This is a genomic window from Pradoshia sp. Z4_20, assembly GCF_058216035.1.
Map to the genome: position 1 here is coordinate 934313 of NZ_JBZAJD010000001.1, position 17201 is coordinate 951513.

At 37.5% G+C, this 17201-nt stretch carries 14 protein-coding genes and 1 riboswitch; of the genes, 10 read left to right on the forward strand and 4 right to left on the reverse strand.

The window, feature by feature from the left end:
- Positions 1-22 precede the first annotated feature (22 nt).
- From dapF to AC4BHP_RS04585, 5 genes are all read left to right on the forward strand, one after another.
- Positions 23-1006: a diaminopimelate epimerase gene (dapF, locus tag AC4BHP_RS04565; protein ID WP_490551413.1), complete on the forward strand. Its 984-nt coding sequence runs from the start codon at positions 23-25 to the stop codon at positions 1004-1006.
- A 30-nt stretch (positions 1007-1036) separates the two neighbouring features.
- Positions 1037-1714, forward strand: a complete 678-nt coding sequence (locus AC4BHP_RS04570; protein ID WP_490551414.1) for a phosphatase PAP2 family protein — start codon at positions 1037-1039, stop codon at positions 1712-1714.
- A 150-nt stretch (positions 1715-1864) separates the two neighbouring features.
- Positions 1865-2203 (forward strand): hypothetical protein, encoded by a 339-nt coding sequence (locus AC4BHP_RS04575; protein ID WP_139891815.1) that lies wholly within the window; start codon positions 1865-1867, stop codon positions 2201-2203.
- 208 nt (positions 2204-2411) lie between these two features.
- Positions 2412-3029 carry an NUDIX hydrolase gene (locus tag AC4BHP_RS04580; RefSeq protein WP_490551419.1) on the forward strand — a complete coding sequence of 206 codons (618 nt, stop codon included), beginning with the start codon at positions 2412-2414 and terminating at the stop codon, positions 3027-3029.
- A 342-nt stretch (positions 3030-3371) separates the two neighbouring features.
- Positions 3372-3530: a hypothetical protein gene (locus AC4BHP_RS04585; RefSeq protein ID WP_490551420.1), complete on the forward strand. Its 159-nt coding sequence runs from the start codon at positions 3372-3374 to the stop codon at positions 3528-3530.
- A gap of 209 nt (positions 3531-3739) precedes the next feature.
- Here the strand turns inward: AC4BHP_RS04585 and AC4BHP_RS04590 are convergent, their stop codons facing one another.
- The gene (locus tag AC4BHP_RS04590; RefSeq protein WP_066107055.1) at positions 3740-4336 is read right to left on the reverse strand and encodes a class I SAM-dependent methyltransferase; all 597 of its coding nucleotides are present in this window, start codon (positions 4334-4336) and stop codon (positions 3740-3742) included.
- A gap of 124 nt (positions 4337-4460) precedes the next feature.
- Positions 4461-4562: riboswitch (SAM riboswitch) on the forward strand.
- Positions 4563-4656: 94 nt separating this feature from the next.
- Here AC4BHP_RS04590 and AC4BHP_RS04595 point away from each other — a divergent pair.
- The 4 genes from AC4BHP_RS04595 to AC4BHP_RS04610 all read left to right on the forward strand — a co-directional run bounded on the left by AC4BHP_RS04595 (position 4657) and on the right by AC4BHP_RS04610 (position 11787).
- Entirely contained in the window at positions 4657-6516 is a 1860-nt protein-coding gene (locus tag AC4BHP_RS04595) for a bifunctional homocysteine S-methyltransferase/methylenetetrahydrofolate reductase (protein ID WP_066107052.1), read from the forward strand.
- Complete coding sequence (gene metH / locus AC4BHP_RS04600) at positions 6513-9956, forward strand: methionine synthase (RefSeq protein ID WP_490551421.1); 3444 nt, start codon at positions 6513-6515, stop codon at positions 9954-9956. Before AC4BHP_RS04595 ends, metH begins: the two co-directional genes overlap by 4 nt.
- 417 nt (positions 9957-10373) lie before the next feature.
- Positions 10374-10952, forward strand: a complete 579-nt coding sequence (locus tag AC4BHP_RS04605) for an SDR family NAD(P)-dependent oxidoreductase (RefSeq protein ID WP_490551424.1) — start codon at positions 10374-10376, stop codon at positions 10950-10952.
- A gap of 214 nt (positions 10953-11166) precedes the next feature.
- Entirely contained in the window at positions 11167-11787 is a 621-nt protein-coding gene (locus tag AC4BHP_RS04610; RefSeq protein WP_490551426.1) for a sugar transferase, read from the forward strand.
- A 668-nt stretch (positions 11788-12455) separates the two neighbouring features.
- Here the strand turns inward: AC4BHP_RS04610 and AC4BHP_RS04615 are convergent.
- From AC4BHP_RS04615 to AC4BHP_RS04625, 3 genes are all read right to left on the reverse strand, one after another.
- Positions 12456-13676 carry a dicarboxylate/amino acid:cation symporter gene (locus tag AC4BHP_RS04615; protein WP_490551428.1) on the reverse strand — a complete coding sequence of 407 codons (1221 nt, stop codon included), beginning with the start codon at positions 13674-13676 and terminating at the stop codon, positions 12456-12458.
- A gap of 321 nt (positions 13677-13997) precedes the next feature.
- Complete coding sequence (locus tag AC4BHP_RS04620) at positions 13998-14741, reverse strand: NADPH-dependent oxidoreductase (RefSeq protein WP_490551429.1); 744 nt, start codon at positions 14739-14741, stop codon at positions 13998-14000.
- 328 nt (positions 14742-15069) lie between these two features.
- Positions 15070-15747, reverse strand: a complete 678-nt coding sequence (locus tag AC4BHP_RS04625) for a helix-turn-helix transcriptional regulator (protein ID WP_148629805.1) — start codon at positions 15745-15747, stop codon at positions 15070-15072.
- Positions 15748-16488: 741 nt separating this feature from the next.
- Here AC4BHP_RS04625 and sdaAB point away from each other — a divergent pair.
- Complete coding sequence (gene sdaAB, locus AC4BHP_RS04630) at positions 16489-17187, forward strand: L-serine ammonia-lyase, iron-sulfur-dependent subunit beta (protein ID WP_139891822.1); 699 nt, start codon at positions 16489-16491, stop codon at positions 17185-17187.
- Positions 17188-17201 lie beyond the last annotated feature (14 nt).

Genomic DNA, 17201 nt, shown 5'->3' on the forward strand with positions numbered 1-17201 from the left:
GTTGTTTGAAGGGAGCAGGAGAATGGATATAAAGATAATTAAAGTACATGGTTCTAACAATGATTTTTATTTAATCGATGAAATGGATACCAAGCTGTCATTAACAGATGAAGAACGAAGCCAATTGGCTATAAATATGTGCAAGCGGACGGGCACAGAGGGAGCAGATGGAATTCTCTTTGTGTTAAACAGTGAGGCCTCAGATGCCAGAATGAGAGTCTTTAATGCAGATGGTTCAGAAGCATCCATGTGTGGGAATGGACTCCGTTGTGTAGGTCGGTATGTTCAAGAAAAATTGAAGAAAAATAACCTGCTGATAGAAACGATGAAAGCCACCCTACAGGTTAAGAAAGAGCCGGACATGTATAAGGATATCCCTACATACCGCGTCGAAATATCTCCGGTTATCAAGGCAACGAGTGCATTGCCCATGAATACTGAAATGGACGAAATCATCAATCAAAGACTGCCGTGTATTGACGAGAATCTTACGTTCACAACCCTGTCAGTACCAAATCCACATCTGATCAGTCTTGTTGATAAAGAGGTAATCCATTCGGATAAACAAGAGAAAATAGCAACTATGCTGAATGGTGAGAATGACTGGTTTACAGATGGTGTGAATGTCAGCTTCGTGTCCCGTCTGGAGGAAGGATCCATTTTTGTTCGCACATTTGAACGAGGTGTTGGCTTTACGGATGCTTGCGGAACGGCAATGTCAGCTTCAAGCCTTGTTACGAAATGGATTGATGAGTTGGCTGATGAAGCAGTTCTGCACGTCTATAATCCAGGCGGAATGGTACTGTGCCAGGTCCATGATTTGCCAGATGAAACGTGGATTGATTTGATTGGCAATGCAACGTATGAGTATGAAACGGTTATTCAGTTAAATTTGGATACACTACATGTTAGCTTTGGAGAAAGGAAAGTCTATAAAGAAGAGGCAGATGCTTATTCAGCATTCCAACAACATGCTAAAGCATTTGTAGAATCTAAAATAGGCTGAGCTAATACATATTAGAATAGGAGGGCAGAAATGAAGAAGCAGACGAATACCTTTTTAAATGTTCATGTAATCACCTTTTTCGTATTAATCGCCCTCTTTATTGTGTGTACCATCCTATTCGTAGATATTGCAGAGAACATAAATGAGAATGAGCTTTATCATTTTGATATGACAATCATCCAGGCTGTGCAGGGGAGTATTAATGAATTAAGCACAAAAGTACTTACCTTTATAACTAATCTTGGATCAGTTGATGGCAATATTCTATTGGTTATCCTATTCTCTGTGTTTTTATTATTTAAAAAACGTGTATTAAGTGTCATATTCTTAATCATCACGACATTATCGGGCGGTTATGTTAACCATTACTTAAAATGGATTTTCCAGCGCGAGAGACCAACATTGAATCCATTGATCGAGGTAAATGGCTTCAGCTTTCCGAGCGGTCATGCTATGTCATCCTTTATCCTATACGGCGCACTTATGATCATAACTACTAGAATCACGAAGAATTGGTCCATTAGATTGGCTGTCTATGCGATTTGTATTTTTATGATTTTAACGATGGGCTACAGCCGAATCTACTTGGGTGTCCATTATCCGAGTGATGTAATTGCAGGGTATATTGCAGGATGTGCATGGCTTGCTATCATTGCTACTGTATTTACGTTTGGGGAATATCGGAAAATAAAAGGTTCGAAATCGTAATAGGCTGTCCATAAGCCATAATGGCTTATGGACGGCTATTTTTTATGGAAATCTTGGCTGTCTGAAAATAACAAAAGGTTTCTAAGGAAATATTTGTTATAATAATTTATAAAGAAAAATTCTGGAATAAGTAAACAAGGGGATTTTAGTATGATTGATTTGATTATTGGGTTGTTAATCAATGGGTTAGTAATAGTTGCGTTTTTAAACATCAACAAATTTAATGCCCAAAAACTAAAATTATCAATAGTAAGTCTTATATCAACTATTATTGTTGTAGTTGTTCCTACCTTAGGTTATCGATTTGATAAGAGTATTGGTGATTATTATTTCGGTTTTCCTGCTGATATTTTAGTTTATCATGGTGGAATGCTGTTTTCTTTAGTCTCGTTTGGCTTTTTGTTTAACTTCTTTTTCTTTTATTGGGTGTTTAAACTAATAGTTAAATTAGGAGTGCTTATTAGGCCTGTGAACAAGGGAAATTATTGATGTTATTTAAAAGGGGTTGCTTAGGCTGCTCCTTTTCTTATAGTGTTAGCATTTCGCTTAAAGCAGCTAAAGTTAGGTTACTTCAGTGTGGAATAAAAGTTCAGTAAAACTGAAATAGAGATTAACAATGTTAAGTAAGGATAGCTGAAAGAGAGAAATATAATTTTTAAGGTAATATTAATTGATAATCCAATGGTGGTGAATAAGATTGGAACCTAAATGGCTAGAATGGGCTAAACAGCTTCAATCCATTGCCCAGGCAGGACTAACCTATTCTAAAGATGTGTATGACTTAGAAAGATTTGAGATGATAAGAAATATAAGTGTTGAAATATTGACTCAGCATACAAATCTGGAAAATAAAACAATAAAAGAACTTTTTGCAAATGAAACAGGGTATGCAACACCAAAAGTTGATATTAGAGCTGTTGTATTTAGAGAAAATAAAATTTTAATGGTGAGAGAAAATCATGATGGAGATTGGTCATTACCAGGAGGCTGGGGTGATATTGGATTAACTCCGGGTGAAGTTGTGGTTAAGGAAGTAAAAGAGGAATCAGGTTTTGATGTTAAAGCGAAAAAAATAATAGCTGTTCTCGATAAAAAATGTCATCCTCATCCACCATCCCTTTATCACGTCTATAAAATATTTATCCAATGTGAAATCATAGGCGGGAAACCACAAGAGGGTATCGAAACAAATGCAGTTGAATTTTTTGCGGAAAATGAACTGCCATCTTTATCGCTAGCCAGGAATACTGTATCGCAAATTGAATTAGCGTTTAAGCATTTATATAATCCACAGGAACCTGTTTATTTTGATTAACTATTCCATTTATTGGTATTTATTCGAAAAGGATTAATGCCTTTTTGTGTTGAATTTCGTATGGCAGAAGAGGTTCAGGATAACGGAAATGAATTTTCATAAGAATATAGGAATTGATAAAAATCGATTTAATAGGAGAAATACTAGTTGGATAACGGCGACAACAAAAGAAAATAAAAGAGATTAAGTAGCAAGAGATATGGATATTCAATTACCTTGAAAAGACAACCAGAGTCATTATGTTATCAATAACATATATGGTATAATTTTCATACAACTACTTGGTGCGGGTGGTATGCACCTTCTTTTCCTTATATAAAGGAGAAGGGAGGTGATATACTTATGGATTTTCTAATAGCTCTGGCAAAAGATGTAGCAATGATCTTTTTTACGACCCTTGCTGCTGGCATCGCCACGCGATTCGCCAATCTTCGGCTAAAGGGCAAACGAAAAACCACCCCGCGCCGACCAAAGCATAAGGGTGGTTCCTCTAAGAACTAAACTATTTGCATACCACTCGCTCTATAGTTGTACCAGGGAGTATCCAGCTCTCTGGTTTTTTAATATATGTGTATATGTTTATAATATACCCTAAATAATAGAAATTCAATCAAAACTGATGGAGGAGCTTATGGTTTTTATAGGTTGAAAAGGGTCAGATAGAAAGAGTGTCTAAGCTTGAGTGGAATTTCTAATATTCATAAAAAGGGCTATTTGATGGCTGTGACATTTATAGATAAGCACGGTTTGAGTGGTTTCGTTTGAACCTTAATAGACTTAAAGCCTGTATTAGTTAGCACCTCTCTAATCTCTTCGGCAAAGGCATGAGCCTGTTCTTCGGTTGCTTCTTCCTGCCTTGGCTGCACGGTTATAGTCAATTTGCCATTTTCTTTTAATAAAGAATGTATTTTTTGAATACAAGCCTCTTGATCTTCCCATAATGGATAGCTATTTACACTAAATATTTTATCGTACACCATTGGATTGGGAATCCCGAGAACAGTTCCATTAAACAAACGAAGCTGATTGCGGTTGAGTTGTTCTTGATTTCGTTTGCTCGCATTTTTCACCATTTCTTCTGATGGATCGACACCATCTATTTGGATGGTAGGGTACTTCTCAAAAAGCATGTGCATTCCTTCACCTGGGCCAAAACCAACTTCTAGCAGTGTGTCATTTGGGGTAATAGTCAATTGATCAAATGTCCATTCGTATAATTCCTCATTTTCATAGGCCATTATTTTACCTGCAATCTTTCCGAGGACACCAGTTGGATTTTTAAACTGATTCGTTATTATTTCCTTCATCTAACATCACTCCTACCCCATACATACCCAAAATACTAAATCGTTAACTCTTTTGGATTAATTATCAAAATAGATTGAAATAACTGAAAATTTATAGTAAATTAAGTAAATATATAATTTCATATTCTTATCTAGAGAGATGGAGGGACTGGCCCGTTGAAATCTCAGCAACCTGGATGGTAATCCAAGGTGCTAAATCCAGCAAGCAATGCTTGAGAGATGAGAGACCTTAGGAAAGAGGGCTTTCATGATGAAAGCTCTTTTCTATTAGTCTGTTTTCCTCATCAGAGACATTAACCAACTAATTAGGGGGAAAGACAGTGAAACTACTGGAAACGTTAAATGAAAAAATTCTAGTCGCAGATGGGGCGAGTGGAACACTTTTATATTCATTTGGAATTGATAGTTGCTTTGAAGAGCTTAATTTGACAAACCCCAATCAGATCAAAAAGATGCATAGAAGTTATATTGAGGCTGGTGCTGATGTGATTCAATCGAATACATTCGGCGCAAATTTTCATAAATTAAAGCGCTATGGTCTCGAAAGGGAAGTTTCTCAAATTAATAGAGCCGGAATGAAAATAGCGAAAGATGCGGCTGATCCAAACACATTCATCATCGGCACGATTGGCGGCTTGCGGAGCTTTAGGAAATCAGAATTAACACTAACGGAAATTAAGGGATATTTCGATGAACAGCTGACCGCTTTATTGGAAGAAAAGCCGGATGGCATTTTACTTGAAACCTATTATGATTTAGACGAATTATTAACGGTAATAGAGTCGGCTAGAAAAATGAGTGATCTTCCTCTTATCGCGAATATTTCTCTGCATGAAACAGGCCTTTTGCAAAATGGTATGCATGTCAGTGAGGCGTTTTCTCTTATGAAAAAAACAGGCGCTGATGTGTTAGGCATCAATTGTCGGATGGGTCCATATCATATGATTCGCTCCTACGAAGAAGTACCTTTATTGGAAGATACCTATTATGCGGCTTATCCAAACGCCAGCTTACCTGATTTATCAGATGGAAGATATGTCTATTCGACAGAAGCGGATTATTTCATTAATAGTTCAAGGCAGCTTGTGAAGCAGGGGGTCCGGCTGCTAGGTGGATGCTGTGGTACAACTCCTGCCCATATTCAGGCCATTCGTAAAGGAATCGAAGATCTTCATCCTGTAAAGGTGAAAGATTTTGTAGCCAAGCCGAAGCATCAGCCTATATCATATGAAATCATTCAATATAAACGAAAAGGTCCAGATACAATTTCAGGTAAGGCAAAAAAACAAACGACGGTTATCGTGGAGTTGGACCCGCCAAAGACGTTCGGCCTGGAGGATTTTTTAATAGGAAGTCGCTACCTATTAGATTCGGGTGCCGATGCGATTACACTTGCGGATAATTCATTGGCGTCACCGAGAATATCCAATCTTGCGGTAGCGTCGATTTTACAATCAAAGTTAAATACGGTGCCTCTTGTTCACTTAACTTGTCGAGATCATAATCTGATTGGCTTGCAATCTCATTTAATGGGCATGCATTCCCTTGGATTATCAGAGGTGTTGGTGGTGACTGGGGATCCTTCAAAAATTGGTGATTTTCCGGGCGCGACTTCTGTATATGATCTTTCTTCAATGGACCTGATTTCATTGGTTAAGCAATTGAATGAGGGGCGCTCCTATTCAGGAAAATCGCTGGGTAGCCGGGCGAATTTCGATATCGCAGCTGCCTTTAATCCAAATGTAAAGTACATAGATAAAGCTGTACAGCGAATGGAAAAGAAAATTCAGGCTGGAGCTGATTATTTCTTAACCCAGCCCGTGTTTAGTATTGAAAAATTAGAGGAAGTATACGCGGCAACCAGGCATATAACAAAGCCGATTTTTATTGGCATTATGCCTTTAACGAGTCACCGGAATGCAGAGTTTTTACATAATGAAGTGCCAGGTATTTCATTGCCGGTTCATGTTAGAGAGGCGATGGAAAGAGCCGGAACGGATAAGGAAGCCTGTGCTCGCGAAAGCTTTGCCATTTCAAAAGAATTAGTGGACGCGGCAAGTGAACTATTTAACGGTATCTATATTATTACACCTTTTATGAAATATGAATTAAGCGGGCATTTGGTTCGGTACATCAAAGAACAGAAATCAGTTGTAAATAAGGAAGTGCATCTATCATGAGAACAGAAAAATTGAAAGAGTTATTGGCTGAAAGAATAGTTATTCTAGATGGAGCAATGGGAACCATGATTCAGGCGCATCAATTAACAGAGGATGATTTTGGCGGGGAAAAATACGATGGGTGTAATGAGTATTTAACGCTAACCCGCCCGGATGTAATCCAATCGATTCATGAAGAGTACTTGGCAGCAGGTGCGGATATTATTGAAACAAACACATTCGGGGCAACTCCAATTGTACTGGATGAATATAATCTTGGTCACCTGGCATATCAGCTGAATAAAGAATCAGCTCAATTGGCTCGAAAAGCAACTGAACAATTTGACAGTCCTGACAGCCCTCGCTTTGTCGCAGGCTCAATGGGACCTACAACCAAAACCTTATCCGTAACAGGCGGAGCCACTTTTGAACAATTGTCAGATTCATATGAAGAGCAAACGAAGGGCCTGCTTGATGGGGGAGTTGATTTGCTACTCTTGGAAACATCGCAGGATTTATTAAATGTGAAAGCAGCTTATATTGGAATGCAAAGAGCATTCTCATCTTTAGGCAGGGAAATACCATTGATTATCTCAGGAACAATTGAACCCATGGGAACTACTCTAGCCGGTCAAACTATTGAAGCTTTTTATATATCGTGCGAGCATATGAATCCTCTTGCAATCGGGCTTAATTGCGCAACCGGTCCCGAGTTCATGGCTGACCATATCAGGTCTTTATCTGAATTAAGCACTGCAGCAGTAAGCTGTTACCCAAATGCGGGATTACCAGATGAAAATGGCCAATATAATGAATCACCATCTTCACTAAGCAAGAAGGTTAAGCAATTTGCCGAAAAAGGATGGATTAATCTTGTTGGCGGCTGCTGCGGAACGACTCCTGACCATATCCGTGCTATTAAAGAAGCGGTTACCGGAATTGAAGCAAGACAAATGAAAGGCAAACAGGGCAATCATGCGGTCTCTGGTATTGATGCCTTAATCTATGATGATTCAATGAGACCTTTATTTGTAGGTGAACGGACGAATGTAATCGGGTCCAGAAAGTTTAAGAATCTGATTAAGGACAGGAAATTTGAAGAAGCGTCCGAGATTGCCAGACAGCAAGTTAAAAAAGGAGCCCATGTAATAGATGTTTGCCTAGCTGATCCAGATAGCGATGAAGTTTCTGATATGGAAGCATTTATGAAAGAAGCAGCTAAAAAAATAAAGGTGCCCTTTGTCATCGATTCAACAGATGAAATGGTCATTGAAAAGGCACTTCGTCATTCTCAGGGTAAAGCAATCATTAATTCAATTAATTTAGAGGATGGGGAAGAACGTTTTGAGAAAATTGTTCCATTGGCAAAAGAGTATGGTGCAGCCTTGGTTGTTGGAACAATTGATGAAAAAGGGATGGCCGTAACAGAAGAACGGAAATTGGAGGTTGCCCGCAGATCGTATCAGCTGTTAACAGAAAAGTATGGAATCGTACCGGAGGATATCATTTTTGATCCGCTTGTTTTTCCGGTAGGCACTGGTGATGAACAATACCGGGAAGGTGCAGCGGAAACGGTAAAGGGACTGGCGGCCATAAAAAAAGAACTTCCAAGAACATTAACGATTTTAGGTATCAGTAATGTATCGTTTGGACTGCCAAATGAGGGAAGAGAGGTCCTGAATGCCGTTTATTTATACCACTGTACAAAGGCCGGATTGGACTATGCGATTGTCAATACAGAAAAATTAACCCGATTTGCTTTAATCCCTGAGGAGGAAGTTAAATTATCAGAGAATCTTTTGTTTCATAACTCAGAAGAATCTCTTGCTGAGTTTGTTGCTTTTTATAGGACTAAAAAGCCTGTTCAAAAGGAAACAAAAGAAAAACTTCCATTAATGGAGCGCCTGCCTGAATACATTATCGAAGGGACAAAGGACGGGTTGAAGGAGGATATTGATGAAGCTCTTGAAAAAGGGATGGAGCCGCTTGATATCATCAACGGTCCATTAATGGCCGGTATGTCGAAGGTTGGGGAACTATTTAATGATAACCAGTTAATCGTAGCTGAAGTATTGCAAAGTGCTGAAGCTATGAAAGCAGCCGTTTCGCAGCTTGAACCATTGATGACTAAATCAGGTACAACGTCTACAAAAGGAAAAATGGTGCTGGCAACCGTTAAAGGGGACGTACATGATATCGGGAAGAATCTCGTTGATATCATCATGAGCAATAATGGGTATGAAGTGGTTGACCTAGGGATTAAGGTAGCTCCGCAAACCTTGATTGAATCCGTCCGAAAGGAGAACCCAACTATTATTGGCTTGTCCGGCTTGTTGGTAAAATCAGCCCAACAGATGGTTATTACCGCTCAGGATTTAAGAGAAGCGGAAATTGATGTTCCGATTGTAGTAGGAGGAGCAGCTCTTACCAGGAAATTTACTAGGGGGCGAATTGCTCCTGAATATAATGGACCGGTCTTTTATGCAAAGGATGCCATGAATGGACTCGATTTAATCAATCAGCTCCATGACGAAGAAAAAAGGCCATCCTTTCTCGCTCAGCTAGAGGCAGAAGCGAATAAGCAAGCAGAAGTGATTTCGATTGAAACAAAAAGGGATATTCAAGTGGCAGAAAAACGTGATAAAACAGTGAAGGATCAAGAGAATGTACCAGTCCCCGAGGACTTAAACCGGCATATTCTACAGGATTACCCACTATCTCTGGTGTACCCATATGTAAATAAACAAATGTTATTTGGCCATCACCTTGGAATGAAGGGGAAAGTGGATCGGTTGTTTGAGGAAGAAAATCCAAAATTATTGGAACTTGCAGCTATAGTTGATGAGATTCTCGAAAACAATCAGATTAAATTATCAGCGATGTATCAATATTTCCCTGCTAAAAGTGATGGAGAAATCCTGAAAATATGTTCTCCAGCTAATCCGGACGAAGTACTCGAAACATTTAACTTTCCGAGACAATCTAAAAAGCCTTATTTATGCCTATCTGATTATGTAAGGGACCAGGAATCAGGTGTACAGGATTATGTAGGATTGATGATTGTCACAGCTGGTAAAGGCATAAAGGAAATAGCAGAAGGATGGAAAAAAGAAGGGCAGTATTTAAAGAGCCATGTCATCCAATCACTCGCACTCGAATGTGCAGAAGGATTAGCCGAACGAGTCCACCATCTTATGAGGGATGCTTGGGGAATCCATGACTCTATTGATATGACAATGAAAGAACGTTTGAGTGCTAAGTATACCGGTCAGCGTTATTCGTTCGGATATCCAGCTTGTCCGAATCTCGAAGATCAGGAAAAGCTGTTCAGGTTGCTAAAACCGGAGGATATCGGAATTCAATTGACGGAAGGATTTATGATGAATCCTGAAGCATCAGTTTCTGCGATGGTCTTTTCGCATCCGGAGGCGAGGTATTTTAATGTGGGGCGGAAAGAGTAATCGCTAAACTTAAGAATTATATGTTGATGAAACGTTCTTGTATAGATAATTAGAAAGGTACAACTTACTATAATGTTGGATTTATTAGTTATATAGAAAGCTACAATAGCATGTAATCTTATATTTAGAAGCATCCTTAATTTTGAACTGCCCCTCCATTTAGATTTGCGTCTAACTTTGAAGGGGCTTTTTATAGGTCAGTTTAATTACTTTTCAGCTACTTCCGATGATTGATAATCAATCAATATCGTGACCCTCTCATTACACATTACACTTTATTGCAGTTTGCTTGAATATGTGTAGATTCTGTATCCAAAGTTGGCTTTGGCCAGTATGTGTAGATGTCAAGGCTGCATCAGTAAAGGAACCACTAATGAAGATAGATTTATGATTGTATTCAAGTAGTTCCGTTTAAAAGTGGATGTATCGGATGAAAATCAAGTAAAGGATATGGTGTCACACGTGGTTGAAAAATATGGACACCTTGACATTATGATTGCCAATGCAGGTATAGGAGGAGGAGGTTCTACACTAGATCTTCCAACTGATGAATACGAAAAATACATAGGGGTTAATCAAAATGGTGTATTTTATTGCAGCCGTGAAGCGATTCGACAGATGGTTGCACAAGGCATGGGTGGGGCGGTTATTAACGTTTCTTCAATTCTTGGCTTAGTAGGTTCAGCAGGTGTATGTTTCTACAATGCTAGTAAAGGAGCTGTAAGATTAATGACAAAATCATTGGCTTTAGAATTTGCTCCATATAACATTCGTGTAAACAGTGTCCATCCTGGCTATGTTATTACAGGTATGGTAAATGAGGATGTTGCAGGAACAGAAGGAATTGAAATGTTAAAATCACTTCATCCGCTATCAAAAGGAATCGAACGCTTGGGTAAACCGGAAGAAATTGCACATGCAATCATTTTTGCAATAGAAAATACTTTTTTGACAGGAGCAGAAATTGTTGTAGACGGAGGATATGCTGCTCAATAAAGGAATACATAAAGAGATAGAATGGACTGCTGGTATTGATAAGAGATTTCACAAATGTGAAATCTCTTTTTTGTGCCTTCATTAACAAGATTTGTCTACATTTAATCCTTACTGTGGGGGTATTTGGGCTTAAATGGTGATGTTCAATCCGAACGTATAAAATTTTTTGAAATATATATAGGATAAATACTTTGGACAAAAAGGAGGGGATATAGTGAAACGGCTATTTGATTTTGTCATTTCTTCTGGTCTGATTATAGTTTTATTACCCCTAATAATCGCAATAATGGCAGCGATACGAATAAAGCTTGGATCTCCTATATTATTCAAACAGATGCGGTCAGGATTTCAAGGGAAACCTTTTTATATATATAAGTTTCGTACGATGACAAATGAAAGAGATCAATACCAACAATTATATTCAGACGAACTAAGATTAACAGCATTTGGGAAATTTTTGCGGCATTATAGTTTAGATGAATTGCCACAGCTTTTTAATGTCCTTAAGGGAGACATGAGTTTTGTTGGGCCAAGACCGTTGTTGGTAGAATATATGTCATTATATAACGAAGAACAGCTCCGTCGTTTTGAGGTTAAACCTGGTATTACAGGATGGGCACAAATCAAAGGAAGGAATACGATAAGCTGGGCAGAGAAATTTAAATTAGATGTTTGGTATGTTGATAATCGTTCTTTTTTCTTAGATACAAAGATTTTTTTCATTACGGTCATACGTATATTTCGTCCTAAAGATATTAACCAGCCAAGTAAAGCAACAGTAGAACGTTTTGGGGGAAATGTTGAAAAGACAAGCCATGATAGGGATCATAATTAAAAACCAAATTGGCATATTTTTAACATATTTAACGGCCTTAGTCCACACCGATTGTGGGTTAAGTTCTAACATAATTAGTTCTTGTCCCTTCGGAAAAGCGCTTGAGGCATACTTTATTTTATATGAATCAAAATGATAAAACGTGATAGGATCTTTGAAAAATAGAGTGAAGCCCATCCAACTTATGGTTACGATTATTGTTAGTCAGCCTCACTATAGTCATTGTTTTCAATCACTTAAATTTTAACTTCTAGTTTTTTGAGAATTTTCTGTGGAACCATCCATACCATATCATTAGATTAATTCTTGTCAGGGTTCATCAATTCAAAAAGTGTGCTAACTTGAAGTGTGAAGGTATAATCTTGAAGGGTTTGGATTTTGCTGGGTTTTGCGACCATAATGAAGAAGGATGTATAGAGGATTGAATCAACTTCAAGGGTTAAGGTTTAAATGAATTGAATCAATACAAATAAATAAGTAAAAAGCTGTAAATCCACAAATATATTTTATGGAATTACAGCTTTTTGCTTAGCGTGTAGCAGGTCCATGATACACTAAAAATAGAGCATTAAATAAGAAAACTGCATCTTTATTGGTCAGGATTATCACAATAAAGATGCAGTGGATATAAGGATTATACAAATAAAATAGAATATTAGAATTTATGACTATGCGGCATTTTCTTTTCTTTTTTCTTGTTCGTTGATCATGACAGCACAAGCTGCATCACCAGTAATATTGACAGATGTTCGTGCCATATCAAGAATACGGTCGATTCCGAGGATTAACCCAATACCTTCTACAGGTAAATTAACTGAGCTTAGTACCATAGCAAGCATGATCAGGCCTACACCAGGTACACCTGCTGTGCCGATACTTGCAATGACGGCCGTTATCACGACTGTAACTAAGGCAGTGAATGATAAATCTACACCATAGACTTGAGCGATAAAGATGGTGGCAACACCCTGCATAATGGCTGTTCCGTCCATGTTGATTGTCGCACCCAGAGGCTGAACAAAGCTAGATATTTCTTTTTTAACACCTAAATTGTCCTGTGCGGCTTCCATGGATAGAGGTAAAGTTGCATTACTGCTTGAAGTACTGAATCCTACTGTCATGGCCGGTGCAAAGCCTTTAAAGAACCATAGTGGACTTTTACGTGCAAAAAAGAGAATGGTTCCACCATAAACAAGGATAGTATGAATGATTAGTCCAAGTACAACGACAATCATATATAATGCCATCGCTTTCATTGCACTGTAACCTTGTTCTCCAATTGCTGATGCAATAAGACCAAAAGTTCCATAAGGAGCTAATTTCATTACCCAGGTTACAAGAAACATAACCAATTCATTACCTTGTTCAACCAATTTTACAATTCCTTCTGTCTTTTTTCCTAAAACAGTTAATGCAAATCCAATTAAAGCAGCCATGAAAATGATTTGGAGCATATCACCTTCGGCCATAGCCATGATTGGATTATCAGGAATAATGTTAAGGAACGTTTCTCCGATTGAAGGGGCTTCTTCAGCCTCAAAAGTTGCATTTTCTGTATCAAATTCACCTTTTGTTCCCGGTGAAATTACCATAGCAAGAACGATAGCCAATATAATGGCTATGGCTGTAGTGCATAGGAAGTAGAAAACGGTTTTAAAACCGATGGATCCTAATTTTTTAGGATCTCCCAGGCCAGCTACACCTAAAATAATAGAAAACAAAACTATTGGGACTACTAACAATTTAATCAGATTGATAAAGATGGTACCTAAAGGATCGAAAAGAAATTTGTTGAGTGTTTCAAATAAAGATGGGGAGAAAATATTTAGGGAAAGACCTACAAGGGCACCTAGTATCAGTGCAAAGATTATCTTCTTTGTTAAGTTCATATGATTCCTCCTAGCTCTCAGCCATAAATTCTGACACTAAACTATTATATTTATCCTTATATTCCAAATTCCGAGAATTAATAGATATTTTACCATGGAATTTGAAATTACTCATCTAATATAACTTTTAGAGCATATTAATCTTCTTTATAGTGAAATAAGGAGTATTAAGTCCTAGAATAATGTGAGGATATTTCTATCAATTTTTATTACTAAAGCAATCAAGGCAAGGTGAAGGGACCATCAATAGATTTGGGAGATACAAAGTGAAAAATAAAAGGAAGAGGAGCGTTTAGGCTTCTCTTCCTTTATCTTTAACATCTATTTTTTTCGGTTAATCTGCATTTGTTGATTAATTGCTTCATCAACGCCCGGATAATAAATTTTACTATAAAAGCTGGCTACAGCTTTAGTCCATGTCCCAGTCTGTGTACCCCGGGAACGCTCTGACAGGTAATCTGAAAATGTTTGATTATATGATTCGATTTCGTCTTTTATATCATGCTGATAGGTTTCGCTATGATAGACCGCTTTAACTGGCAGGCGTGGTTTTAAGCCGGGATCCTCTGCAGGATAGCCGATACATAAACCTGAAATGGGTAAAACAAATGGAGGAAGGTTGAGTTCCTTTATGACTTTATCTAAATTTCTGCGTATACCGCCAATGCAGACTGTACCAAGGCCTAATGATTCGGCTGCAGTAATGGCTGCTTCAAGAGCAATCCCAACATCTGTAGCACCGACCAATAATGTATCAATATTTTCTGAGACAGCAAATGGTGTTTTTTCGATTTTACTGGATACATATGCTCTATAAAAGTCTGAGCAGAATACGAGGAATACAGGGGCCTCTTCAATATGCTTCTGCCCGCCGCATAGCTCTGCAAACTTCTTTTTCCTTTCAGAATCTTTAACAGCAATAATGGAAACCTGTTGTCCATTTATCCAGCTTGGGGCAGATTGGACAGCTTTAATGATTTGTCCCAGTTGTACATCCTCGACTGGTTTGTTTTTATAAGATCGGATGGAGCGGTGAGATAATAAGGTTTGCATTACTTCGTTCATGTTGAGGTCTCCTCCTTCGGTATAGGGTTCTTTATTAGTATAGTACAAACAAGTATATGGTTCATAATAGAACCCATACAGTCGGACTGTTATCTAAGTGTTATATTGTGTTAAATGGGGTATCCTCAGAGCTTCGATGAATGAATGAGTTACTTCTTTTAAGAAATCAAGCATTCTTGGTAGGTTTCGGGATGTATATTTTTCTGTAGGATGACAACCTGTAGGACTTTGTGAGGTATAGAGGGATACTGAATGAAGAATAAGCTGGGAAGTCTGCGAGATATCTAGTCTTTCCTCGGACTCTCCAGCTTAATTGACATGCACTTTATTATACCGGTACTGCTTTTTTGCTTCGTGATACCATTTGAAGGTAACGATAAACACTGGACTCGGACATTCCCATTATATCTGCCACTTCACTTATTGTGCCTTTCATATCAAATATCCCATACTCTTTTAATTTTGAAATAGCAAGCTTCTTTTGGTCAGGTGATAATTGGGCTCCAGATTCGAGGATATCTCTATCTATTACTGTATAAATGATATTACTTACATTATCTTGAAGCTTTTCTACAGGTTTCTCTTGTTCAGTTTTCATTTCAATATGTTTAATATCAAAGCTTAGATTGGCTAAACTTAATATATCCTTGGCGACTTTTCGATAAACGTCTGCATCAAAATTTATACATAAAAGTCCCTGTAATTGACCTTCATGATCTTTTATAAACAAAGTGGATGAACGAAATTTTTTACCCCGCGGTCCTTCCCCAACATATCCAACAACATAATCATTGTCTAAATAAACCTTATCGTTGATTAACTTTTTTGCATAGTTAGTCAATGGGCTATTTAAGGACCTTTCGCTCAAGTCAGCATTGACAATATGACCGATATGAGAACCTCCATTAGGATTTAAAATATGTAATACAAATTCATAATTAGGTCCTAAAATTTCACCAAAATAATTCATTATAGTTTGATAATGTCGAAATAGATCTTTATCCAATTAGGTTTTCCTCCTTTTAGGAAACTCTTTTTAATGGAACATCGAGATCAAAGAATAGTTACCAATTTAACTACAAGCATTGTAAGTTAAAACCTACATGCAAGTCTTCATTTTTGCACCTGTATTTATGCGCTTGCTCAGTGGTTAGGGAAGGTTGGGGATTATCAATGTTATTAAGCAACCCTTAGATAATAGAACCAATTGAAACATAATCTACCAATAATTATAGCAGATTGTAAAGGCTTTCTAATAATAAATTTTTACAAAAATAAGTTTTTATTAAATCGTATTGACATATTAAACCAATTATGTGATACTTTGAGCGAGTAGTAAATAATAACTACTGTAATAAATTATTGGAAATTAATTAATAGATTTCCAAGGTCAGCTTGAAACACTTTATAAGGATTTTTTAGAGCAGTTGCGGTACCGTTTTTAACCTTATGCTTTCTAAATTTTGCTAAAGGTGGTGTATCTGGAATCGGATTTATGGAACAACTAGGAATTGCTGTTAATTATGTTTTGAAGGCATTAAGTTGCAAAAGAAATGATGGCAATGTTAGTTAGTATTCGAGATAAATACGATTCGATTTTATTGGTTAGTAATGAAAACCTTTTCAATTAAAGCGGAGTTAAAACTCTATTAAGCTCACTGGTACAAGCCATGTTCATCTATTGAAAGTTTACAGTGCAAGATCAATTTTAAAGATCAAGTAATTTAATGGGGTGGGGGAATTTTATATGAGTATTAATGTAGCACCCGTTAAAGAAAAAAAGATTATTAATTATAAAAGTTGTTTTGATGTAATAGGTCCGGTAATGATAGGGCCCTCGAGTTCGCACACAGCAGGTGCCTTAGCTATTGGAGCAGTTGCCAATAAATTATTTCAAGGTCTTCCAAAAAAAGTTTTGGTCCGGTACTATGAATCATTTGCTGAAACTCATAAAGGTCATGGAACTGATTTTGCCATTGTTGCTGGTATATTAGGATTTGCCGCTGATGATAGCAGAGTGCCTGATGCTATTAAAATAGCAGAATCTAAGGGAATTAAGATTGTTTTTATTGAAGAAGTGATTGATAGTCCTGCCGGTCATCCCAATACTGTAGATGTCTATTTGGAGGATGAAAATAGAAGTATTAGAACGATGGGAATTTCGGTCGGCGGCGGTATGATTGAGGTCAAACAGATTGAAATGGACGGGTTTAGATTGAATCTTGAAGGACCATTACCAGTTATACTAGCGATTTCTGAAAAAGATGACCTTGAATTTGGGTTACGCAGGATCCTTAAAGAAAATGATGTGGATATTAATAGTTTTACCAGTTTAAAAGAAGATGGAAAACACCTCTTTGCATTTACATTGGACTCTCAGTTACGTAACGATGTTCAGCAGAAATTGAAGGAACTTAGCAATACAGCTACTATTATAATTCTTTAATATCCTAGGGAGGT